The organism is Alkalibaculum bacchi, from assembly GCF_937875145.1.
In the GTDB taxonomy this organism is placed as follows: Bacteria; Bacillota; Clostridia; order Eubacteriales; family Alkalibacteraceae; genus Alkalibaculum; species Alkalibaculum bacchi_A.
The window spans coordinates 21,620-42,207 of record NZ_CALNCS010000140.1 but is presented as its reverse complement, the minus strand read 5'-3'; the positions used below and the strand labels follow the sequence as shown (position 1 = coordinate 42,207).

16 protein-coding genes are annotated in these 20,588 nt (G+C 35.3%); 14 read left to right on the top strand and 2 right to left on the bottom strand.

From position 1 onward, the window contains the following. Window positions 1–257 precede the first annotated feature (257 nt). The 11 genes from cooS (at window position 258) to ilvN (ending at window position 13,867) form a co-directional block, all read left to right on the top strand. Window positions 258–2,150 carry an anaerobic carbon-monoxide dehydrogenase catalytic subunit gene (cooS, locus tag Q7P22_RS08735; protein WP_303863241.1) on the top strand — a complete coding sequence of 631 codons (1,893 nt, stop codon included), beginning with the start codon at window positions 258–260 and terminating at the stop codon, window positions 2,148–2,150. Between the two features lie 8 nt (window positions 2,151–2,158). Beyond that, the gene (locus tag Q7P22_RS14970; RefSeq protein ID WP_369695511.1) at window positions 2,159–2,470 is read left to right on the top strand and encodes an AAA family ATPase; all 312 of its coding nucleotides are present in this window, start codon (window positions 2,159–2,161) and stop codon (window positions 2,468–2,470) included. 3 nt (window positions 2,471–2,473) lie between these two features. After that, window positions 2,474–2,935, top strand: a complete 462-nt coding sequence (locus Q7P22_RS14965) for a hypothetical protein (protein ID WP_369695510.1) — start codon at window positions 2,474–2,476, stop codon at window positions 2,933–2,935. 41 nt (window positions 2,936–2,976) lie between these two features. After that, window positions 2,977–5,103 (top strand): acetyl-CoA decarbonylase/synthase complex subunit alpha/beta, encoded by a 2,127-nt coding sequence (gene acsB / locus Q7P22_RS08725; RefSeq protein WP_303863239.1) that lies wholly within the window; start codon window positions 2,977–2,979, stop codon window positions 5,101–5,103. A gap of 257 nt (window positions 5,104–5,360) precedes the next feature. Further along, window positions 5,361–6,131: a carbon monoxide dehydrogenase accessory protein CooC gene (locus Q7P22_RS08720; RefSeq protein ID WP_303863237.1), complete on the top strand. Its 771-nt coding sequence runs from the start codon at window positions 5,361–5,363 to the stop codon at window positions 6,129–6,131. 15 nt (window positions 6,132–6,146) lie between these two features. Next, on the top strand, window positions 6,147–7,094 hold the full coding sequence (acsD, locus tag Q7P22_RS08715; RefSeq protein ID WP_303863234.1) for an acetyl-CoA decarbonylase/synthase complex subunit delta: 948 nt from the start codon (window positions 6,147–6,149) through the stop codon (window positions 7,092–7,094). Between the two features lie 28 nt (window positions 7,095–7,122). Then, window positions 7,123–8,463: an acetyl-CoA decarbonylase/synthase complex subunit gamma gene (gene acsC / locus Q7P22_RS08710; protein ID WP_303863231.1), complete on the top strand. Its 1,341-nt coding sequence runs from the start codon at window positions 7,123–7,125 to the stop codon at window positions 8,461–8,463. A gap of 43 nt (window positions 8,464–8,506) precedes the next feature. After that, the gene (acsE, locus tag Q7P22_RS08705; protein WP_303863228.1) at window positions 8,507–9,292 is read left to right on the top strand and encodes a carbon monoxide dehydrogenase/acetyl-CoA synthase methytransferase subunit; all 786 of its coding nucleotides are present in this window, start codon (window positions 8,507–8,509) and stop codon (window positions 9,290–9,292) included. 256 nt (window positions 9,293–9,548) lie between these two features. Continuing rightward, window positions 9,549–11,468 carry a corrinoid activation/regeneration protein AcsV gene (gene acsV / locus Q7P22_RS08700; protein WP_303863225.1) on the top strand — a complete coding sequence of 640 codons (1,920 nt, stop codon included), beginning with the start codon at window positions 9,549–9,551 and terminating at the stop codon, window positions 11,466–11,468. A 267-nt stretch (window positions 11,469–11,735) separates the two neighbouring features. Next, entirely contained in the window at window positions 11,736–13,361 is a 1,626-nt protein-coding gene (gene ilvB, locus Q7P22_RS08695) for a biosynthetic-type acetolactate synthase large subunit (RefSeq protein WP_303863222.1), read from the top strand. Between the two features lie 11 nt (window positions 13,362–13,372). Then, entirely contained in the window at window positions 13,373–13,867 is a 495-nt protein-coding gene (gene ilvN, locus Q7P22_RS08690) for an acetolactate synthase small subunit (protein ID WP_303863219.1), read from the top strand. Between the two features lie 136 nt (window positions 13,868–14,003). On the opposite strand, the gene Q7P22_RS08685 is transcribed toward ilvN, so the two are convergent. Further along, window positions 14,004–14,633: a DUF3786 domain-containing protein gene (locus tag Q7P22_RS08685; protein ID WP_303863216.1), complete on the bottom strand. Its 630-nt coding sequence runs from the start codon at window positions 14,631–14,633 to the stop codon at window positions 14,004–14,006. Window positions 14,634–14,919: 286 nt separating this feature from the next. Between Q7P22_RS08685 and Q7P22_RS08680 the strand changes: the two genes are divergently transcribed. Continuing rightward, window positions 14,920–15,570 carry a B12-binding domain-containing protein gene (locus Q7P22_RS08680; RefSeq protein ID WP_303863213.1) on the top strand — a complete coding sequence of 217 codons (651 nt, stop codon included), beginning with the start codon at window positions 14,920–14,922 and terminating at the stop codon, window positions 15,568–15,570. A gap of 76 nt (window positions 15,571–15,646) precedes the next feature. Here the strand turns inward: Q7P22_RS08680 and Q7P22_RS08675 are convergent, their stop codons facing one another. Further along, entirely contained in the window at window positions 15,647–17,434 is a 1,788-nt protein-coding gene (locus Q7P22_RS08675) for an ASKHA domain-containing protein (RefSeq protein ID WP_303863210.1), read from the bottom strand. Between the two features lie 462 nt (window positions 17,435–17,896). Here Q7P22_RS08675 and Q7P22_RS08670 point away from each other — a divergent pair, with 462 nt between their 5' ends. Then, on the top strand, window positions 17,897–18,712 hold the full coding sequence (locus Q7P22_RS08670; protein ID WP_303863208.1) for a methyltetrahydrofolate cobalamin methyltransferase: 816 nt from the start codon (window positions 17,897–17,899) through the stop codon (window positions 18,710–18,712). A gap of 80 nt (window positions 18,713–18,792) precedes the next feature. Next, the gene (locus Q7P22_RS08665; protein WP_303863205.1) at window positions 18,793–20,466 is read left to right on the top strand and encodes a formate--tetrahydrofolate ligase; all 1,674 of its coding nucleotides are present in this window, start codon (window positions 18,793–18,795) and stop codon (window positions 20,464–20,466) included. Window positions 20,467–20,588: the final 122 nt, after the last annotated feature.

Below are 20,588 nucleotides of genomic sequence, written 5' to 3'. Positions count from 1 at the left end.
AAAACAAGCAAAGTGGTATATAGTATAAGAGACCTTTTTATTCATCAAACAATAAAAAGGATGGTAAAATTTATCTTTTATACTACTAAGAAGTAATCGTTTTACACAAGTGACAACAAATTAACAAAAAACTCGTAAATATTTTATTTAAGTATTGACAAATACGTGACCAAAATATAAACTGATATTGTAAAGTTGTATATACAGGTTATTTGAGTATCTTAAAGGTCATGTTATTTAAAAGGAGGATTACAAAAATGAGTCATGAAGCTCTAAAGTTTGACAAAACCGCTGGTCCATTAATTGAAAAAGCAAAGCAAGATGGCGCTGAAACAATTTGGGACAGAGAAATTGCAATGAAATCACGTTGTGGTTTCGGTGAAAAAGGTATCTGTTGTAAAATTTGTCACATGGGTCCATGTAGAATTAGCCCAGTTGAAGGTAAGGGAGCACAAAGAGGTCTTTGTGGTGCTTCTGCGGACACAATCGTAGCAAGAAACTACGCAAGAATGGTTGCAGCTGGAACCTCTGCCCATTCAGATCATGCAAGAAGTCTTATTCACACATTACATATGACTGCTCCAGATGGTGACTATCAAATAAAAGATGAAGAAAAATTATTAAACCTTGCAAAAGAGTACGAAGTTGAGACAGAAGGCAGAGACATTTATGAGATCGCTCACGAAGTTGCAGAAATCGCTCTTATGGAATTTGGAAAGCCTTTTGGCACACAAAGATTTATCAAACGTGCACCAGAGCAAAGACAAAAAATATGGGCAGACTTAAATATTGAACCAAGAGCAATCGATAGAGAAGTTGTTTCTATCATGCACTCTACTCACATAGGTTGTGCTAGTGATTCAGAAAGTATATTTGAATTATCTATGAGAACTGCACTTTCTAATGGTTGGGGCGGATCTATGCTTGGTACTGAAGTAAGTGATATTATATTTGGTACACCAACTGCTAAAGAATCAGAAGCAAACTTAGGATGTCTAGAAGAAAATATGGTAAATATTCTTGTTCACGGACATGAACCAGGATTGTCTGAGATGATTGTATTAGCATCTCAAAATCCAGAATTAATTCAATTAGCAAAAGACAATGGTGCAGAAGGTATCAACTTAGTTGGTATGTGCTGTACTGGTAATGAAGTGTTAATGAGACATGGTGTTCGAGTTGCTGGTAACTTCTATCAACAAGAACTTGCAATTATTACAGGTGCATTAGAATCTGTAATCGTTGACGTACAATGTATCTTCCCAGCACTTGCAAGATTATCTGAATGTTATCACACTCAATTTATTGCAACTTCTCCAAAAGCAAAAATGGAAGGCGCTAGATTCATCGAGTTTGATGAAGAACGTGCATTAGAAATTGCAACAGAAATCGTTAAAGAAGCTGTTTTAAATTACAAAAACAGAGATAAAAACAAAGTATTAATTCCAGAAGACAAAAGCAAAGCCATAGCAGGATTTAGCATCAATACAATTGTTGGCGGATTAGATAAAGTTGTAAACAGCAATGTTGATCAATTAGGTACAGTAAAACCACTTGCTGACTGTATTATGGCTGGAGTACTTCGAGGTGCAGCTGGCGTTGTAGGATGTAATAATCCAAGAGTTGCTCACGACAATAGCCACCTTACAATCATGAAAGAAATGATTAAAAATGACATCATTGTTGTAACAACTGGTTGTGCAGCACAAGCAGCGGCAAAAGCAGGCCTAATGGAATTTGAAGCAAAAGAACTAGCAGGCAGAGGGCTTAAAGAAGTATGTGAAAGAGTTGGCATTCCACCAGTTCTACATATGGGATCATGTGTAGACAATACTAGAATTCTTCTACTTGTAAGTGAAGTTGCTAAGTATTTAGGCGTAGATAACTCTGTGCTTCCAGTAGTTGGAGCAGCTCCAGAATGGATGAGTGAAAAGGCTATCGCTATTGGTACTTATTTCGTTACATCTGGTGTAGATGTATTCTTAGGAGTGACACCTCCAGTAACTGGTTCAGCTAATTTCACAGATTTATTGACAAACAGAATTGAAGAAAAAGTTGGAGCTAAATTCTTCGTTAATGAAGATCCAATTCAACTTGCTCAAGCTATGATCGACCGTATAGAAGAAAAAAGAACTCGCTTAGGAATATAGGTGATTAAATGAAAATTGCTATTACAGGAAAAGGCGGAGTCGGCAAATCGACTCTCTCCGCCGCACTATGCAGAAGTTTTGCTGAATTAGGATACAATGTTCTTGCTGTAGATGCAGATCCAGATGCCAACCTTGCATTGGCATTAGGAATGGACACAGGAGATGCATCTAAAATCATACCAATTTCAGAAATGAAAGATTTGGTAGAAGAACGTACTGGAGCGCCAAGTGGAACTTACGGGTCTACATTTAAACTAAACCCCAAAGTAGACGATATACCTGAAAGGTATGCAACCATGTTTGATGGGATAAAGGTCTAGGTTATGGGTAGTGTAGATGCAGGCGGTACTGGTTGCGTTTGTGCTGAACACGTTCTTTTGAGAAATCTTATGACTCATCTAATCCTTAGGGAAAAAGACGTAGTCATTATGGATATGGAAGCAGGCATAGAGCATCTGGGTAGAGGGACTGCTAGTGGCGTGGATGCGTTTATTACAGTTGTTGAACCTGGTGAAAGAAGTATCCAAACGTACGACAAAGTAAAAAAACTTGCTGGAGACATCGGGGTAAGCAATGTAATGGTAATTGGAAATAAGATAACCGAAAAGGACGACGAGGAATTTATTAAAGGCCATGTAGGAGAAGACAACGCTTTAGGTTTTATCTACTACGATAAAAAAATCAGCGTATCAGACCGTGAAAATACATCCTCCTACAAGGCTAGTGAATCCCTTAAAACAGCAATCCAAGAGATTACTCAAAAACTGTTAGACAGTGTTAATTAATTTTAGTAAAGTATGGGATAGTAAAAAGGAGGATAAGCAGAATGAATCTGTTTAAGGTCATATACACAGGTGCAAACCAAGCAGTAGAACTAGCAGGTCAATTAGTACAAAAGGCAATCGATGAAAAGGGCAAAGATTTTAGCGTAAGCTTTCCAAATACAGCTTATTCATTGCCAGTAATTTATGCAGCTACAGGCAAAAAAATCACTACACTTGGTGAATTAGAAGCTGCAGTAGGCATAGCAAAAAGCTTAGTCAACGAAACAACTCACTTACAAGATGCTTTAACTGCTGGTCTTGGCACAGCTGTAGCATCAGAAATTATTGAAGCATTAAAATACGTATTAGATGATGAACCATACAAAGCTCCAATCCAAGGACATTTATCAGATGCTCAAGTAAGATCTCTTGGTGTACCTTTGGTAACAGGTGATATTCCTGGTGTACCAGTTATCATCGGAGAATGCAAAGATAGCGCTACAGCTGCTAAAATCGTAAAAGAATATCAAGAAAAAGGTCTTCTTACTTTCTTAGTTGGTAAAGTAATCGACCAATGTTTAGAAGAAGGCGTAAAAATGGGCTTCGACCTACGTGTTGTTCCATTAGGATATGATTTAACTGCTGTAATTCACGCTGTATCAGTAGCAATAAGAGCAAGTTTAATCTTTGGTGCAGTTGCTCCTGGAGATTTACAAGCACATAAAGAATACACTAAAAACAGAGTAAAAGCATTTGTAAACGTATTTGGCGATATCAATGAAATTTTAGTTTCTGCAGGTGCTGCTGCTATTGAATTGGGCTTCCCATGTGTTCTTGATGTTCCAGTTCCAGAAGTTCCTACACTACTTTTATACCAACCAGATCACGAAAAAACAGTTGCTACTTCGTTAGAAGCAAGAGAAATTAAAATCAAAGTTACAAAAATCGACGTACCAGTTGGCGTAGCTTCAGCTTTTGAAGGTGAAAGAATCCGTAAAGCTGATATGCACTCTGAGTTTGGTGGAAACAAGACAAAAGCATTCGAATTAGTTCGAATGAAAGACCTTAATGAAGTAGAAGATCATAAAATCGAAGTGATTGGACCAGACATTGACACTGCTGATAAAATTCCTTATAATTTGCCATTAGCTATTGTTGTAGATGTAGCTGGTAAAGCAATGCAATCTGACTTTGAACCAGTATTAGAAAGAAGATTGCACTATTTCATGAACTACACAGAAGGCGTAATGCATATAGGACAAAGAAATATCGCTTGGATCCGTATTGGAAAAGAAGCGTTTGAAAAAGGCTTCAGATTAAAACATATTGGTGAAGTTATCTACGCTAAAATGAAAGACGAATTTGATACAGTAGTAGATAAATGCCAAGTTACAATTTACACTGACGCTGATAAAGTAGCTGCTTTAGAAGAAGAAATAGCATTCCCAAGATACAAAGCTAGAGATGAAAGATTAGAATCTCTAACAGACGAAAGCGTAGATACATTCTACTCTTGCTCTTTATGTCAATCTTTTGCTCCAGCACACGTTTGTATCGTAACACCTGAAAGATTAGGTCTTTGTGGTGCAGTAAGCTGGTTAGATGCTAAAGCTACAAAAGAATTAGACCCAACTGGATCTGCTCAACCTGTACTTAAAGAAGGTTTAGAAGACGAAGTAAAAGGTATCTGGAAATCTATGAATGCTGCAGTAGAATCTATCTCTCAAGGTGCTGTTTCTAGAGTATCAATGTACTCTATCCTTGAAGATCCAATGACTTCATGTGGTTGCTTCGAGTGTATCTGTGGTATTGTACCAGAAGCAAATGGCGTAGTTATTGTAAATCGTGAATTCTCTGATTCAACACCAGTAGGAATGACATTTGGTGAGTTAGCATCTATGACTGGTGGTGGAGTTCAAACTCCAGGATTCATGGGTCATGGTAGACATTTTATCGCTTCTAAGAAATTCATGAGCGCTGAAGGCGGTATCGCAAGAATCGTTTGGATGCCAAAAGAATTAAAAGACGATGTGGCTGAAAGATTAAATAAAGCAGCTAAAGAATTATACGATATAGATAATTTCTCAGATATGATTTGTGATGAAACAATCGCTACAGATTCTGAAAGCATGTTAGAATTCTTACAACAAAAAGGACATCCAGCCTTGACTTTAGATCCATTAATGTAATTAATTGACCTCAAGAAGGTCTTGGCTATAGGGTCGCTGAGTGCAGCGACCCGTTAGTTATTTCAAGCAAAAAAAAACAAAAATATTGTATTAAAATGTATTATTAAAATATAGTAAAAATGCAGATAAAACTTGTCTATTAGGGTGAATATTTGTTATAATAGATATGGTTAATATAATGTTGTTTTGCGAGAGTTAATTATAAAATTGACATAAGGTGCACTATACACCATTTTACAAAATAAGGAGGCAAAAATATGTACAAAAGAATTGCCGTTGCTGGGAAAGGCGGTACTGGTAAAACTAGTTTGACTGGTTTGATTATCCATTATTTAGTTCAAGCTGGTAAAGGTCCTATTTTAGCAGTAGACGCGGACTCCAACTCTAATCTTAATGAAGTTTTAGGAATTGATGTAGAACAAGATATTGGCAGCATACGAGAAGAAGCTAACTGGGCTGAAAGAAGAGGGACGCAAATACCTGCAGGAATGACAAAAAATGAATATCTAGAGTATCAGTTAAACTCCGTTGTTAGTGAAGGTAATGGTTTTGACATGTTGGTCATGGGTAGAACTCAAGGAGAAGGCTGTTATTGTTTTGTTAATGGTATTTTGAAGCGCCAAATAGAAAAATTATCAACGAACTATAACCATGTTATAATCGATAATGAAGCAGGTATGGAACATATCAGCAGAGGTACTGTAGGGAATATGGACTTGTTATTATTAGTAAGCGATTACTCCAGAAGAAGCATACAAGCTGTTGGTAGAATTCAAGTGCTTGCAGAAGAATTAAAATTAAATATTCCAAAAGTTGGATTAATAGTTAATAAAGCGCCAAATGGTGAATTGACAGATTCCATTATGGAGGAAATTCAAAATCAAAACTTGAATCTACTCGGTGTTGTGCCATTAGATCCAGCGATTTCAGAATATGATGCAAAAGGTATCCCGTTAGTACAAATGCCTGATGATTCTATATCAAAACAGGCATTAAAAGATATACTAAATAAACTAGAACTTATTTAAAAGGAGGTTCACACATTGGCTTACAACAAAGTTGCAAAAAAGTATAATGGAAAGATTAGTGAAGTAGTAATTGGTACTGGTGACAAAGCCATAACTATCGGTGGAAGAACTGCATTACCACTACATAGTTTTGATGGAGCAGAAGGCCAAACACCAAAATTAGGATTAGAAATTCTTGACACTGCACCAACAGATTGGATTGACGCTTTTAATGGTATTTATGGCGATGTTCAAAACGACGCTTCTGCTTGGGCAAAATTAGTAGAAGAAAAATATGCTCCAGACTTCATTTACTTAAGATTTATAGGTGCTGACCCATCTGGAGACAATAAAAGCGCTGCAGAATGTGCTGAATTAGCAAAGAAAGTTGCCGAAAGCATTTCTCTTCCACTAGCTATTGGTGGATGCAATAACGTTGAGAAGGATGCTGAAGTGTTTAAAGCAGTATCTGAAGCTCTTGAAGGAAAAAATATCCTAGTAGTTTCTGCAACAGAAGATAACTACAAAACAGTTGGAGCTGCAGCTGGATTAGCTTACAAACAAAAAGTAGGTGCTGAGTCTTCAGTTGATATCAACTTAGCAAAACAATTAAACATTCTTTTAACCCAACTTGGCGTAAAGAAAGAAGATATTGTCATGAATGTTGGTGCTGCTACAGTAGGTTATGGTTTTGAGTATGTAACTTCTACTATGGATAGAATTCTTTTAGCTGCACTAGGTCAAAATGATGTGACATTACAAATGCCAATCATTACTCCTGTATCTACAGAAGCTTGGTCTGTTAAAGAATCAATCGCATCAGAAGAAGATGCTCCAGATTGGGGTTCAACAGAAGAAAGAGGTATCCACATGGAAATTTCTACTGCTTCTGCTTGTATCGCTTCAGGATCTGACGCAGTAATTTTAAGACATCCAAAATCTTTAGAAACAATGAAAACTTATGTTCAAGGTATAATCGGATAATCATTTACATTAAGGAGGTATAACGATAATGGCTTTAAGTGGAATTGAAATATTTAAATTAACACCAAGAACCAACTGTAAGGAATGTGGTTTCCCTACTTGTATGGCATTCTCTATGAAAGTAGCATCTGGTGCAGTAGAAATTGGAAAGTGTCCACATATATCTGACGAAGCAAAAGAAAAACTTGCAGAGGCTACAGCTCCACCAATGAAAACAATTACTGTTGGAACTGGTGACGCTGAAAGAAAACTAGGTGGCGAAACAGTATTATTTAGACACGAAAAAACATTAGTAAACAGACCTTTGATTGCTGTTCAATTTGCTGATTCTATGGCTGATGATGTAGTTGATGCAAAAATAGCAAATATTCAAAAAGTTGATTACGAACGAATCGGCGAACAAATGAATGCAGAAGCAGTTAGTGTTAAGTTCGACGGCGATAAAGATAAATACATCAAGCTTGTTGAAAAAGTAGCTGCATTAAACAAGGTTGTTGTACTTGTATGTGCTGACGTTGCTGTTGCTACAGAAGCTCTTGCTCTTGTAAAAGCTGCAAAACCAGTTTTAGTTGGTGCAAACAAAGATAATATCAATGATATGGTAGCACTTGCAAAAGGCAATGGTGCAGTATTAGGATTATCTGCTGATACAGTCGAAGACATGTACAGCCTAGTAGAAGCTGCACACGCTGCAGACTACAAAGAGTTAGTATTAAATCCTAGCACAGCAAGCATGGCTAAAACATTCGAAAACACAATTGAAATCAGAAGAACAGCTATTACAGGTGGAGATAGAGTATTTGGTTACCCATCTATCGTATTTGTAAATGAATTAGCAGGTGGAGATCCATACTTAGAAAGTGCTTTAGCAGCTACTTATGTTCTTAAATACGGTTCTATTATCGTAGTAAATGACATAAATTATGCACAAGCATTACCTTTCTTTGGATTAAGACAAAACATCTTCACAGATCCTCAAAAACCAATGAGAGTTGAACCTAAAGTTTACGAGTATGCTAACCCTAAAGAAGATTCTCCAGTTCTTTTAACTGTTGACTTTGCTCTTACATACTTCGTTGTATCTGGCGAAATCGAACGTGCAAAAGCACCAGCATGGTTACTAATTCCTGATGCAGGTGGATACTCAGTATTAACTTCTTGGGCTGCTGGTAAATTTGGTGCAAGCGTTATCGCAAATGCAGTTAAAGAAACTGGCATCGCAGATAAATTAACAGTTAAGAAACTTGTTCTTCCAGGTAAAGTTGCTGTATTAAAAGGTGATTTACAAGAAGAATTACCAGGTTGGGAAATTATCGTAGGGCCAGAAGAAGCAATGCAACTTCCAAAATTCCTTAATGAATTTAAATAATAGGCACTAGTCTAATATAAAAAATTAAGAAAGTAGGTTTATTATGGCGAAATTTATGGTTATTGGGGAACGTATTCACTGTATCTCACCAGTCATTAGAAAAGCAATTGAAGAAAGAGATCCAGCACCAATTTTAAAAAGAGGTAAAGAACAACTTGATTGTGGAGCAACTTACTTAGATGCTAATATTGGTCCTGCAGAAAAAAATGGCGAAGAAATTATGCAATGGATGGTTCAAATTCTTCAAAATGAATTTGACAACGTGCCACTTGCATTAGATACAGCTAATACTAAAGCTATTGAAGCTGGTATTAAAGTGTACAATCGTTCAAAAGGAAAACCTATCGTTAACTCAGCTGATGCAGGCGAAAGAGCAGACAATATTAACCTTGCTGCTGCAAATGATGCTATGGTTATCGCACTTTGTAGTAAAGAAGGCGTTCCAAGAGATAACGACGAAAGAATGGCATATTGCCAAGAGATGCTTGAAAGAGGAATGGAAGCTGGCATGGATACTGATGACATGCTATTTGACCCATTATTCTTAGTAATCAAAGGAATGCAAGAAAAACAAGTAGAAATGTTCCAAGCTATTACTATGCTTACTGAAATGGGCTTAAAAACAACAGGTGGATTAAGTAATATTTCTAATGGTGCACCAAAAGCATTAAGACCTATAATGGATGCTTATATGATCGCAATGGCTATGCAAGCTGGTTTGACTTCAGCTATCGTAAACCCATGTGATGCAAAATTAATGGAAGCTATCAAAACTGCTGACGTTATTTTAGGCAATACATTATACGCTGATTCTTACTTAGAGCTGTAAGATTCATTAAAAAAGAATATGATTTATAAAAAAGGTGGTTTTAAAACCACCTTTTTCTATAAGAAAAAACAAGTGTATTATAAACACAGTTTGATAAGAGTCCTCTATAATTAAAAACATTCTTAAGAGTACAAAAAGATATTTATATATAAATGATTTAGACATTGCTTTCCAGAATGCAAAATCTGTATAATATAGACAGAGAGGATAATACATTAGTTTATTTAAGCTAGTTGTAATACTGGAGGGAATTATATTGGAAATTGAATTAAGATTACCTGAAGAGGTTAAGATATTTGAAGCAAATGAAAATGATATTCTCATAAATGTGATTCGAAATATAGGTGTACATATTGATGCACCTTGCAATGGAAGTGGAACTTGCGGAAAATGCAAGGTAAAACTCATTGAAGGAAAAGTTGGCACAATAGCAAGTGGTCATAGACTCACTGATGAGCAGTCACAGCAAGGGTTTATTCTAGCTTGCCAAAGCATCGTTACTGGCCCTATTATTGTAGAAGTTCCTAAAGAATCCATTTTAGAAGTAACACATATTCGGGTAGAAAAAAGAACCGATAAGGATTTAGCGAAATATTACAATTTAAGAGAAGCGTTTTCAAGAGAACATGGTTCCATGAGAAACTTAAGTATCTTAAATGTTCAATTAGATAAACCTAATTTAGATGACAATATTTCAGATGTAACGCGAATCAAAAAGTTTGTTGCAAAAGAATTAAACAATGATCATGTCCAAATAGGTGTTTTTTTGCTTAAAAAAATTCCACATGTCTTAAGAGAAAGCGCTTTTAATGTTTCTATTATTTATATAGAAGAAAAGGGTATCATACGAGTAATAGATATTAGACCACAAGGGGATACTCAAATTTACGGTATTGCAGTTGATATCGGAACTACTTCTGTTTCTGCTTGTTTGGTTGATTTAAATGATGATACTATTTTAGGAGAAGTATCCTGTGCCAATGCTCAATCTAAGTACGGCGCGGATGTAATTAATCGTATTGTATATTCTACCAAAAAGAATGGATTGAAAAATCTAAAAGAAGCTATAGTAGAAGAAAGCATCAATCCTCTAATAAATGAATTATGTAATAATCATAAAGTAAAAAAAGAGGATATATTGATATTTGCGGCTTCCGCAAATACCACTATGGCTCATTTATTTTTAGGAGTACACTCAGATGATCTTAGAAAAGAACCTTATATCCCTGCCTTTACTAGTACAGAAGATATAGATATTCGTGTAGATGATGCAGGATTAAGCTTAAATAAAGATGCTTTAGTTATTATTTCACCTTCTGTAGCGAGCTACGTAGGTGGAGATATTTCTGCTGGCGTTATAGCTGCAGGTATGAGAGAAAGTGACGAGAATTCAATTCTAATTGATTTAGGTACCAACGGAGAAATCGTATTTGGTAACAGGGATTTTCTAATGACTTGCGCTTGTTCAGCAGGACCAGCATTTGAAGGTGGAGAAATTTCTTGTGGTATGAGAGCTGCAAATGGTGCAATTGAAGCCGTTCATATTGATCCCAATACTTTTGTAGCTGAACTAGATATTATTGGCTCATGCGCTCCTTATGGCTTATGTGGTTCTGGTATTATTGATTTAATCTCAGAATTGAAGAGGGTAAAACTTATTGATCCTAGAGGACGTTTTATGAAAGATAAAAATACGGACAGAATCCATTTCGATGAATACGGTATAGGCAGATATATAGTTGCTCGTAAAGAAGATTACGATTTATCAGGAGATATTTATATTACAGAAGTAGATATTGATAATTTTATTCGTGCAAAAGCAGCAGTCTACTCTGCAACTCATGTCTTGTTGTCAAGTTTAGGGCTAGACTTTGATATGGTAAATGAAATTAAAGTAGCTGGTGGAATTGGAAGTCATATTAATATTGATAGCGCCATTAATATTGGTTTATTCCCTGATATTGATAAAGATAAATATGCTTTTATTGGAAACAGTTCATTAACTGGTAGCTATATGAGCTTAATCAATAAGAAAGCAAAAGAGTATATCGACGATACAGCAAACAATATGACTTATATTGAATTAAGCGTTTATCCAGGTTATATGGACGAGTTTATTTCTGCATCTTTTATACCACATACGGATTTAGTGAGATTCCCGACACATAATAAATAAAGATGCTCAGGTTGTCAGCAAAACCTTAAATACAAAAGCTGAATGTAAAAAGCGGAAACTTGCCTTTAGGCGAGAAAGGTAGGGGCGAATAATGTTTCGTCCCTTTTTTGTCACCATTTGTGGATTATTTCCTTTTGCTGGCCACCTTAAAGCTGACAACTTGACCATTTATATCCGTGATTGTGATGATGTTAATCATTGACTTTACATGAATTTTAGATTATCATATTAGAAATACATAAAAATACATAAAGGGGTGAGTCCAATATGAAAGCGGCAAAGATCATTATGAAGTGTTTAAAGGAAGAAGATGTAAACCTTGTCTTTGGATACCCTGGTGGAGCTGTTTTACCTCTATTTGAAGCAATACGAGAATCGAATATTGAGCATGTACTAGTTCGTAATGAACAATCCTTAGTTCATTATGCAAGTGGATATTACAGAACTACTGGTAAAGTAGGTGTTTGCATTGCCACTTCTGGTCCAGGTGCTACGAATACGATTACAGGGATAGCAACGGCTTATCTTGACTCCATACCGGTGATTGTCATTACTGGGCAGGTCAATACGGATTTATTGGGTACAGATGCTTTTCAAGAAGCAGATATAAAAGGTGCTACAGAACCTTTTACTAAGCATAGCTACTTAATAAAAGATCCAAACGAAATCCCAAGAGTCTTTAAAGAAGCCTTTTATCTTGCAAATAGCGGAAGAAAAGGTCCGGTACTAATTGATATTCCTCGAAACGTTCAAGAAGAAAATATAAAGTATCAAAAGTGTGAGGAAATCAATATTATCGGCTATCAACCAACTCTATTAGGTCATCGAGGCCAAGTGAAAAGAGCCATAAATAAAATAAAAGACTCTCAACGACCTGTCATTTATGCAGGAGGAGGGGTTATCCTAGCTGAGGCCGAAAAACAATTGCTAGAGTTTGCAGAAAAGAACAAAATACCTGTTATTAACTCATTGATGGGTCTTGGTAGCTTTCCTCAAGATAATCCTCTTTATGCAGGGATCGTTGGTAGCCATGGATACCAATATTCCAATAGAATTATTTCTAGAGCAGATCTACTTATAGTAATAGGTGCTAGAATGTCGGATAGAGCTACTGGTAGAATTCATCAATTAAATAGCAATTTACAGTATATTCACATTGATATTGACCCTGCTGAAATCGGAAAAAATATCGAAGCGATGGTTCCCATCGTAGGAGATGCAAAACTAATTTTACAAAATTTAACGACTAAAGAGATTTCTGTAGATACAGACAATTGGCTTGAGGAAATTGAATCTATTAGACAGGCACTTCCAATTAATATGGATATGCAGCCAGGGTGCAATTTTATTAATCCTAAAGAAATTATTTCAAGCATATCCGATATCACAGGCGACTCTGCTTGTGTTGTTGCAGATGTAGGTTTAAACCAAATATGGGCAGCTCTGTATTACAAATTAACAGCAAAACGAAGCTATTTTACATCTGGAGGCCTTGGAACCATGGGTTATAGCTTGCCAGCAGCTTCAGGTGTGAAAATTGGCAGCCCTCAAAGACAAGTTATCTGTATCATGGGTGATGGAAGCTTTCAAATGACATTAGGAGAATTAGCTGTCATAAGAGAACAAAATATTGGTATTAAAATTATTCTCTTTAACAATCAACGATTAGGTATGGTAAAAGGCCTACAGGATAACTTTTATGGAAAAAACCATAACTGCGGTGTTCATTTAGAATGTGAAATCGAGTTTACAAAGCTAGCAGAAGCCTACTCTATACCAGCTTATAAAGTAGAGACTATTGAGCGTTTTAGAGAAGTATTTAGTCAAGTTATGGAAAATAATGAGCCTTGTCTTATTCAGTGTCTCATTGATCCTGAATATACGGCATTTTAGGAGGAGTTTACATGAAAAAATACGTATTATCTTTATTAGTTGAAAACAACTCTGGCGTACTTAGCAGAATCGCAGGTTTATTTGCCAGAAGATGTTACAATATAGACAGTTTAACCGTAGGGAAGACAGAAAATCAAGAAATCTCAAGAATGACTATCACGGTAATTGGAGATGAACAAATATTAGAACAAATAAAAAAGCAGCTTAATAAATTGATTGAGGTAATTAAAATCGTCGAATTGACTCCAGGAGATTCTGTAAGTAGAGAATTAGTCTTTGTAAAAGTCAAGGCAGACAATACTACAAGATCAAATATCATACAAATATCTAATATATTCAGAGCTCAAATAGTGGATGTAGCTCGCAATAGCTTAATCCTGCAAATAACTGGAGATGAAGAAAAAGTAAAAGCCTTTATCGATATGGTTGAACCATTTGGCATCTTAGAATTTATCCGCTCAGGAGCAACGGGGCTTCAAAGGGGAGATAAAGTCTTAAGTATATAAAATCATTACAAATTTTATATACTTAAGACAATTGAAAATTACACGTACAAAAGGGGACATATTTATAAATATGCCCCCTTTTGTATTGTAAAAGTTTTATAATAATGTTATATGTTGGTTGCTCAACGCTGCTTTTTTACTTGGCGTAAGCCAATTTTACAAGCTTATCGTTAATAGTATCTCCCACAAATGCTAGATCTTCTGCGCTAAAATAAAAGGGCACATTATCGCTAAATAGGATTTGGGCGCTAGCAGAAAATTCTTCATCTTCGGCGTACATGATGATATCTAAGTACATGTTTGGTAAAAACATGACCCTATAGGAGAGATCTCCTAAGTCAAGGCATTCTGCATCTAGCTTTTCGAGAGCTATAGCTAAAAGATCAAATTTGTTTTTAAAAGTTTTAGCTAATCGTAGTAGGCACCTACCATAAAAATTGTGGTAATATAGATTTCCATCTTGAACGTCTCTATAGTTGATCATTTTGCCTGTGCCCTTAATATCTTTTCCTGAAAGAAGATATCGTAAAATCAAGGTCTTTAAAGGGTATTTAATATTAGGATTATCTTCATCTACTTCTCCAGAGAGAGAGGATACGGTATGGATATCACCTAGTAGATTTACTCTAAAAACTTTTTCTATCTCGTCAAAAATGACTCCTGAATTGCCTAATATGAATTCGCGGCTTAAGGCTTTAAACTCTTCTTTGTAATATTCATAAGGGATTTTATCTTTTCTCTTTTCAATAACAGCTTCTGGTTTCATAATTCACCTTCTTGTCATTCGTTTTGATAATATTATATCATAAAATATTTAGATTTATCGACTATTGTAGTAATTTTATGTTAAACTTAGAAGTAGAATAGGTATATTGTAAAAAGTTCGTAAAATATAATGTTTTGTGAATATTACGCAAATTAAGTTCTCGGTTTTATCTTTTTATAGTATAATATAATATAAATTTGTAGAAAATAATCTAAAATTGACAATTTACTAAAGTTAATGATAGAATTAACCGTAATTTGGCTTTTAGATACAAGGAGGTTTTTTGATGATAGATATAAGCAAATTGTCACAAATTATGGGAGATTTGGATGATGACACAGTAATACAATTTGTAGAAGATTTTATGAAATCTAATCCTACTCCAGAAGACGCTGATCAATTAATGACGGCAGCACAGGAAGGGATGGCTATTGTAGGAGATCGCTTCGAAAGAGGAGATTACTTTGTAGGCGATCTTATTTACGCTGGAGAGATACTCGCCGATGTAATTGATATGATTAGACCTATACTTGGTGAAGAAGGCAAAGAATTAAATAAAGGTAAAATTGTCTTAGGAACAGTCAAGGGTGATTTGCATGACATAGGAAAGAATATCTTTAGAATTATGGCTGAAGCTGAAGGATTTGAAGTTCACGATATCGGAATCGATCAATCAGTAGAAGCTTTTGTTGAAAAAGTAAAAGAAATACAGCCAGATATCGTAGGTTTGAGCGGAGTCTTAACACTTGCTCTAGATGCTATGAGATTGACCGTAGATGGATTAAAAGAAGCAGGCTTACGTGATGATATAAAAATTATTATAGGTGGAAACCCAGTAAGCAAAGATGCAAGCGATCAAATTGGGTCTGATGCATTTACTACAAATGCAGCACATGGGCTAAATATCTGTAAAGAGTGGATGAATGAAAAAAAATAACATATAAATTGTCTAGTCTTTTAGCCCCTAAAGGGGCTATTTCCTTTACCTAAGAGAAATAGCCCAAGGCTAAAGACTAGCGTTTATAGATTTCGACTTTATTCAAATACGTATTCTTCATATAATTCTTCGTAAAGCTTGGATTTGTAGCAATTTCTATGTGTATTGTATTTTTGGCGATTTCTATGCACTTTTCTTTTTCTTCTTGTGACAATAGGAAAAGTTGTGAGCCTGTAGCTGCTGCATTTCCAATAGAGTATACTGGAACTCCCTCAAAATAAGGAATCAAGCCTATAAGTTGAGCTCTATCCATATTAATATAATTTCCGAAAGCTCCTGCCATAAGAATTTCTTCAAGATCTTCGCCCTTTAATCCAGCTTCTTCAATAAGCATAGTACAACCTGTAAAAATAGCTGCCTTTGCTAATTGCACTTGACGAATATCATCTTGTGTCAATACAATAGGTTTACGATTTTTCGTTTCTTCGCCATGTGCTATGATAAAAGCTTTTTTGTTATGGATACTTATAATTCGATTTGCTAAATTAGCTTCTTTTACTTCATCTGGATTTACAAAGGCACCTCTTTTATTAATGAGGTTATTGCGAAGTAATTCAGCAACAATATCGATAATACCCGAGCCACAGATCCCAATTGGAGGGACTTGTCCTATGACTTTGTAAACAATATTTCCATTATATATTGTAACTCTTTCAATTGCGCCTACAGTACCTCTCATGCCATACTCAATTCCATAACCTTCTAAAGCAGGCCCAGAGGCCATAGAAGCAACTTTATAATATTTGTCTTTTCCAACGGCAACCTCACCATTCGTACCTAAATCGATAATCAACCTATTTTTTTCATCCTTTGGTAAGGACAAAAGCACTGCTGCTGTATCGCCTCCAACATGGCCTCCTAATAGGGGCAAGAAGGTAATAACTCCATTTGGATTGATTTGAATCTTTAGTTCTTTAGCGTTAGCAATAATCTCATCATGAGTAGTACTTGAAAATGGTGCGAGACCAAGATATTGAGGATTTATTTCAAAAAACAAATGTTGCATCGTGCTATTACCACAAAAGTTTGCTTGATAAATAGAACTTTTGTTAATTTTATTTTTATCACAGAATTCGACAATAATTTCATTTACAGTTTCAATTACTAATTCATGTAATCTTTTTAAACCATTAGGCTCCTTAATCGCATACTCAATTCGTCCAATGACATCACCAGCAATACTAGTTTGTTTATTTAATTGCGAGCTAATACCCAATTGCTCGTACGTAGTTAGATCATACAAATAAGCTACGATTGAAGTAGAGCCAATATCAAACGCTAATCCGTATAAATTCATATTTTTATCACCCCGTAGGACATCAACAATGGCATAATCATAAGCGACCAGATTTATGCCAGTTGAATCGTGAAAAAGATTAGAAATTTTTTGTAAAATATGTATAGAGGGTCTATCAAAGTCCATTTCAAGTTTAGTGCAAAGGGTTTCCCAGTCGCTTTCTCCAATAGACGTTTCTAATTTAGATGTATCTACAAAATAAAATTTTAGAGGCGGATTAGGGTGTATATCTTTTAGTACAGTGGTCGTAAGAATTTGGGCTGAGGAATCTTGACTAGTAATCATTATATTAAGATTTTCATATACTTTTGTCGTACAAGCTAATACGCTTTCTGTTTTTTCATTTGTTTTAATATCCACCCTACACTTACCACACTTGCCTTTTCCACCACAGATTAAATTGAGGGGCTCACCAATTAAGGTGCATACATCCGAAATAGTAGAATCTTTGTTTGTTTGTATGCTTTTATTCAGTAAAGGAAAATTTACGGTTATAGGTTTTGACATAGAGGTCTCCTTTTTATAAAATGTGCTAAATGTATTATATTATAAAAAAAAAATTTACACAATGCAAAACCGTGAAAAGTACATTATTATTGCTTTAGAGCTGATTTTAAGTAAAGTTAAGGAAAACATTAATGTTGACAATAAAAAACTCTTTTGATAAAATAATGACAGATGAAAAACTGAGTCATTTTACAAATTTATAAAATGTATTAAATGTATCATGTTAAAGGTTAGATTTCTAACATGAAAAAAACCTTGAATAGTAGGTTCTTACAGCCTTAGAGCTTGTTTTAAGTTAAGTATTAGACGAACATATACATTGACAATAAAAATCTCTTTTGATAAGATAATGGCAGAACATAAATAGGAATAGTTTTACAATATCATTGAATGATTGTGAATAATTTTTCAAAAATTGTGAATACTTTGCAGTCGATACCGAAAGCGTAGGGGGCAGTTATATTGATCATCATCGGTGAAAAAATAAATGGTGCTATACCCGTCGTAAAAAAAGCCATTGAAGAAAAGGATGCTGAATTTATAAGAAATCGGGCGATCAAACAGGCAGAAGCTGGAGCCGATTACATCGATATTTGCGCATCTACAACACCTGATATAGAAATAGATACTTTAAAATGGCTTATTGAAATTGTACAAGATGCAGTAGAAGTACCTATTTGCATTGATAGCCCTAATCCATTATTTATTAAAGAAGTTTTTCCATTAATTAAAAGACCAGGTATTATTAACTCCGTTAATTTAGAACTTATACAAGGAACAAATCAAGACAAATGTGATATCCTTTTTCCCCTCATTGAAGGGACAGACTGGCAAGTAATTGCATTAACATGTGATAGCGAGCATGGCACTCCACAAGATGTTGCTACAAGAGTTAAAATTACAAAAGATATTGTTGAGAAAGCAGCAAAATATGGAGTTACTCCAGATAAAATACATATAGATCCGCTGGTAATGGCTTTATCCACAGACAATAATTCACTACTTAATTTCATAGAAAGTATACAAGAAATCAAAGCGATTTATCCAACAATCAAAGTTACTTCAGGTCTAAGTAATATTTCATTTGGCATGCCTGTAAGGAAAATCATCAACCAAAATTTTATGACCCTAGCGATTTATTCGGGTATGGACTCTGCTATCATGGATCCTTTAAATAAAGGCATGATGGGTTCTATATTCGCCACGGAAGCTTTATTAGCGAAGGACAGACACTGTAGAAAGTACAATAAGGCGTTTAGATGTGGAAAGATTGGCTAGACTAAATTTGTTATACCATTTATGGTAGATATATTCTGTCGTGAATCGATAGAAAAAAAACTATTAGGAGGAGTATAATAATGGGATTTAAAAGTGATATTGAAATTGCACAAGAAGCAAAACCACAGGATATTAGAGAAATTGCTGCAAAATTAGGTTTAGTAGAAGATGACTTGGATTTATACGGAAAGTATAAAGCAAAAGTTGACATCAACTTATTAAAGAAACCTTCAGGTAAGAAATCAAAATTAATCTTAACAACAGCTATTAATCCTACTCCTGCAGGAGAAGGTAAAACGACTACAACAATTGGTGTAGCCGATGCTTTACAAAGCTTAGGTAAAACAACTCTAGTTGCATTAAGAGAACCATCTTTAGGACCAGTTTTTGGTGTAAAAGGTGGAGCAGCTGGTGGCGGTTACGCGCAAGTAGTTCCAATGGAAGATATCAACTTACATTTTACTGGTGATTTCCATGCTATTGGTGCAGCAAACAACTTATTAGCTGCAATGGTAGACAATCATATTTTCCAAGGCAATACATTAGACATTGATGTAAGAAGAGTTGTTTGGAGAAGAGCTGTCGACATGAACGATAGACAATTAAGAAATATTGTCAATGGTTTAGGTGGAAAAGCTCAAGGGATGCCAAGAGAAGACGGATTTGATATAACAGTTGCTAGTGAAATTATGGCAGTATTCTGTTTATCAAAAGACATTATCGATTTAAAAGAAAGATGTGCAAGAATCGTAGTAGCATACAATAGAAAAGGCGAACCAGTTACTGCTGGAGACATCAAAGCTCAAGGTGCTATGGCTGCACTTCTAAAAGACGCTTTAAAACCAAACTTAGTTCAAACTTTAGAAGGAACACCTGCATTCGTACACGGCGGACCATTTGCTAATATCGCTCATGGCTGTAACTCTGTATTAGCAACTCGTTTTGCTATGAACTATGCTGATTACGTAGTAACAGAAGCTGGTTTTGGTGCTGACTTAGGAGCAGAAAAATTCCTTGATATTAAATGTAGATTAAACGATTTAAAACCAGATGCAGTAATCATCGTTGCTACAGTTAAAGCATTAAAATACAATGGTGGAGTTGCTAAAGCTGATCTTCAAGAAGAAAATCTTGTGGCATTAGAAAAAGGTATTCCAAACTTATTAAAACACGTTGAAAATATTACACAAGTATTCAAATTGCCAGCAGTTGTTGCAATCAATGCATTCCATACTGATACAAAAGCTGAACTAGATTTAGTAGAAGCTAAGTGTAAAGAATTAGGTGTAAACGTTGCTCTTTCTGAAGTATGGGCTAAAGGCGGCGAAGGTGGAGTAGAATTAGCTAAGGAAGTCATCAGACTTTGTGATATTGAAAGCGATTTCCAATTTGCTTACGATTTAGAAGATTCTATCAAAGATAAAATCAAGAAAATCTCTCAAAAAATATACGGTGCAGATGATGTAACGTTCTCTGCAAAAGCTGAAAAAGAAATTGCAAACTTCGAAAGATTAGGATTTGGCAATATGCCAATATGTATGGCTAAAACCCAATACTCATTAACAGACGACCAAACTGTATTAGGTAGACCAACAGGTTTTAAAATCACTATCAGAGACCTTACTGTTTCTGCAGGTGCAGGATTTATCGTTGCATTAACTGGTGAAGTAATGAAAATGCCAGGTTTACCAAAAGTACCAGCAGCTGAAAAGATTGATGTTGATGAATTCGGTACTATTGGCGGTTTGTTCTAAGGCGAATAGAAGAATTTAATATCTAAGATGAAGGTTTACACCTGTATACACCTTAGTGTACACTTCCACGGTGTAAACCTTTATTTAAGTAACATTTAACTTACGAGGGGGATACTTATATG

Excerpts from the sequence above, each read along its gene's own strand:
- Q7P22_RS14965 (WP_369695510.1), top strand. The coding sequence starts at position 2,474 with ATGGGTAGTGTAGATGCAGGCGGTACTGGTTGCGTTTGTGCTGAACAC.
- Q7P22_RS08675 (WP_303863210.1), bottom strand. The coding sequence starts at position 17,434 with ATGTCAAAACCTATAACCGTAAATTTTCCTTTACTGAATAAAAGCATA.
- Q7P22_RS08720 (WP_303863237.1), top strand. The coding sequence starts at position 5,361 with ATGTACAAAAGAATTGCCGTTGCTGGGAAAGGCGGTACTGGTAAAACT.
- acsC (WP_303863231.1), top strand. The coding sequence starts at position 7,123 with ATGGCTTTAAGTGGAATTGAAATATTTAAATTAACACCAAGAACCAAC.
- acsB (WP_303863239.1), top strand. The coding sequence starts at position 2,977 with ATGAATCTGTTTAAGGTCATATACACAGGTGCAAACCAAGCAGTAGAA.
- Q7P22_RS08680 (WP_303863213.1), top strand. The coding sequence starts at position 14,920 with ATGATAGATATAAGCAAATTGTCACAAATTATGGGAGATTTGGATGAT.
- Q7P22_RS14970 (WP_369695511.1), top strand. The coding sequence starts at position 2,159 with ATGAAAATTGCTATTACAGGAAAAGGCGGAGTCGGCAAATCGACTCTC.
- ilvN (WP_303863219.1), top strand. The coding sequence starts at position 13,373 with ATGAAAAAATACGTATTATCTTTATTAGTTGAAAACAACTCTGGCGTA.
- cooS (WP_303863241.1), top strand. The coding sequence starts at position 258 with ATGAGTCATGAAGCTCTAAAGTTTGACAAAACCGCTGGTCCATTAATT.
- Q7P22_RS08665 (WP_303863205.1), top strand. The coding sequence starts at position 18,793 with ATGGGATTTAAAAGTGATATTGAAATTGCACAAGAAGCAAAACCACAG.
- Q7P22_RS08685 (WP_303863216.1), bottom strand. The coding sequence starts at position 14,633 with ATGAAACCAGAAGCTGTTATTGAAAAGAGAAAAGATAAAATCCCTTAT.
- acsE (WP_303863228.1), top strand. The coding sequence starts at position 8,507 with ATGGCGAAATTTATGGTTATTGGGGAACGTATTCACTGTATCTCACCA.
- ilvB (WP_303863222.1), top strand. The coding sequence starts at position 11,736 with ATGAAAGCGGCAAAGATCATTATGAAGTGTTTAAAGGAAGAAGATGTA.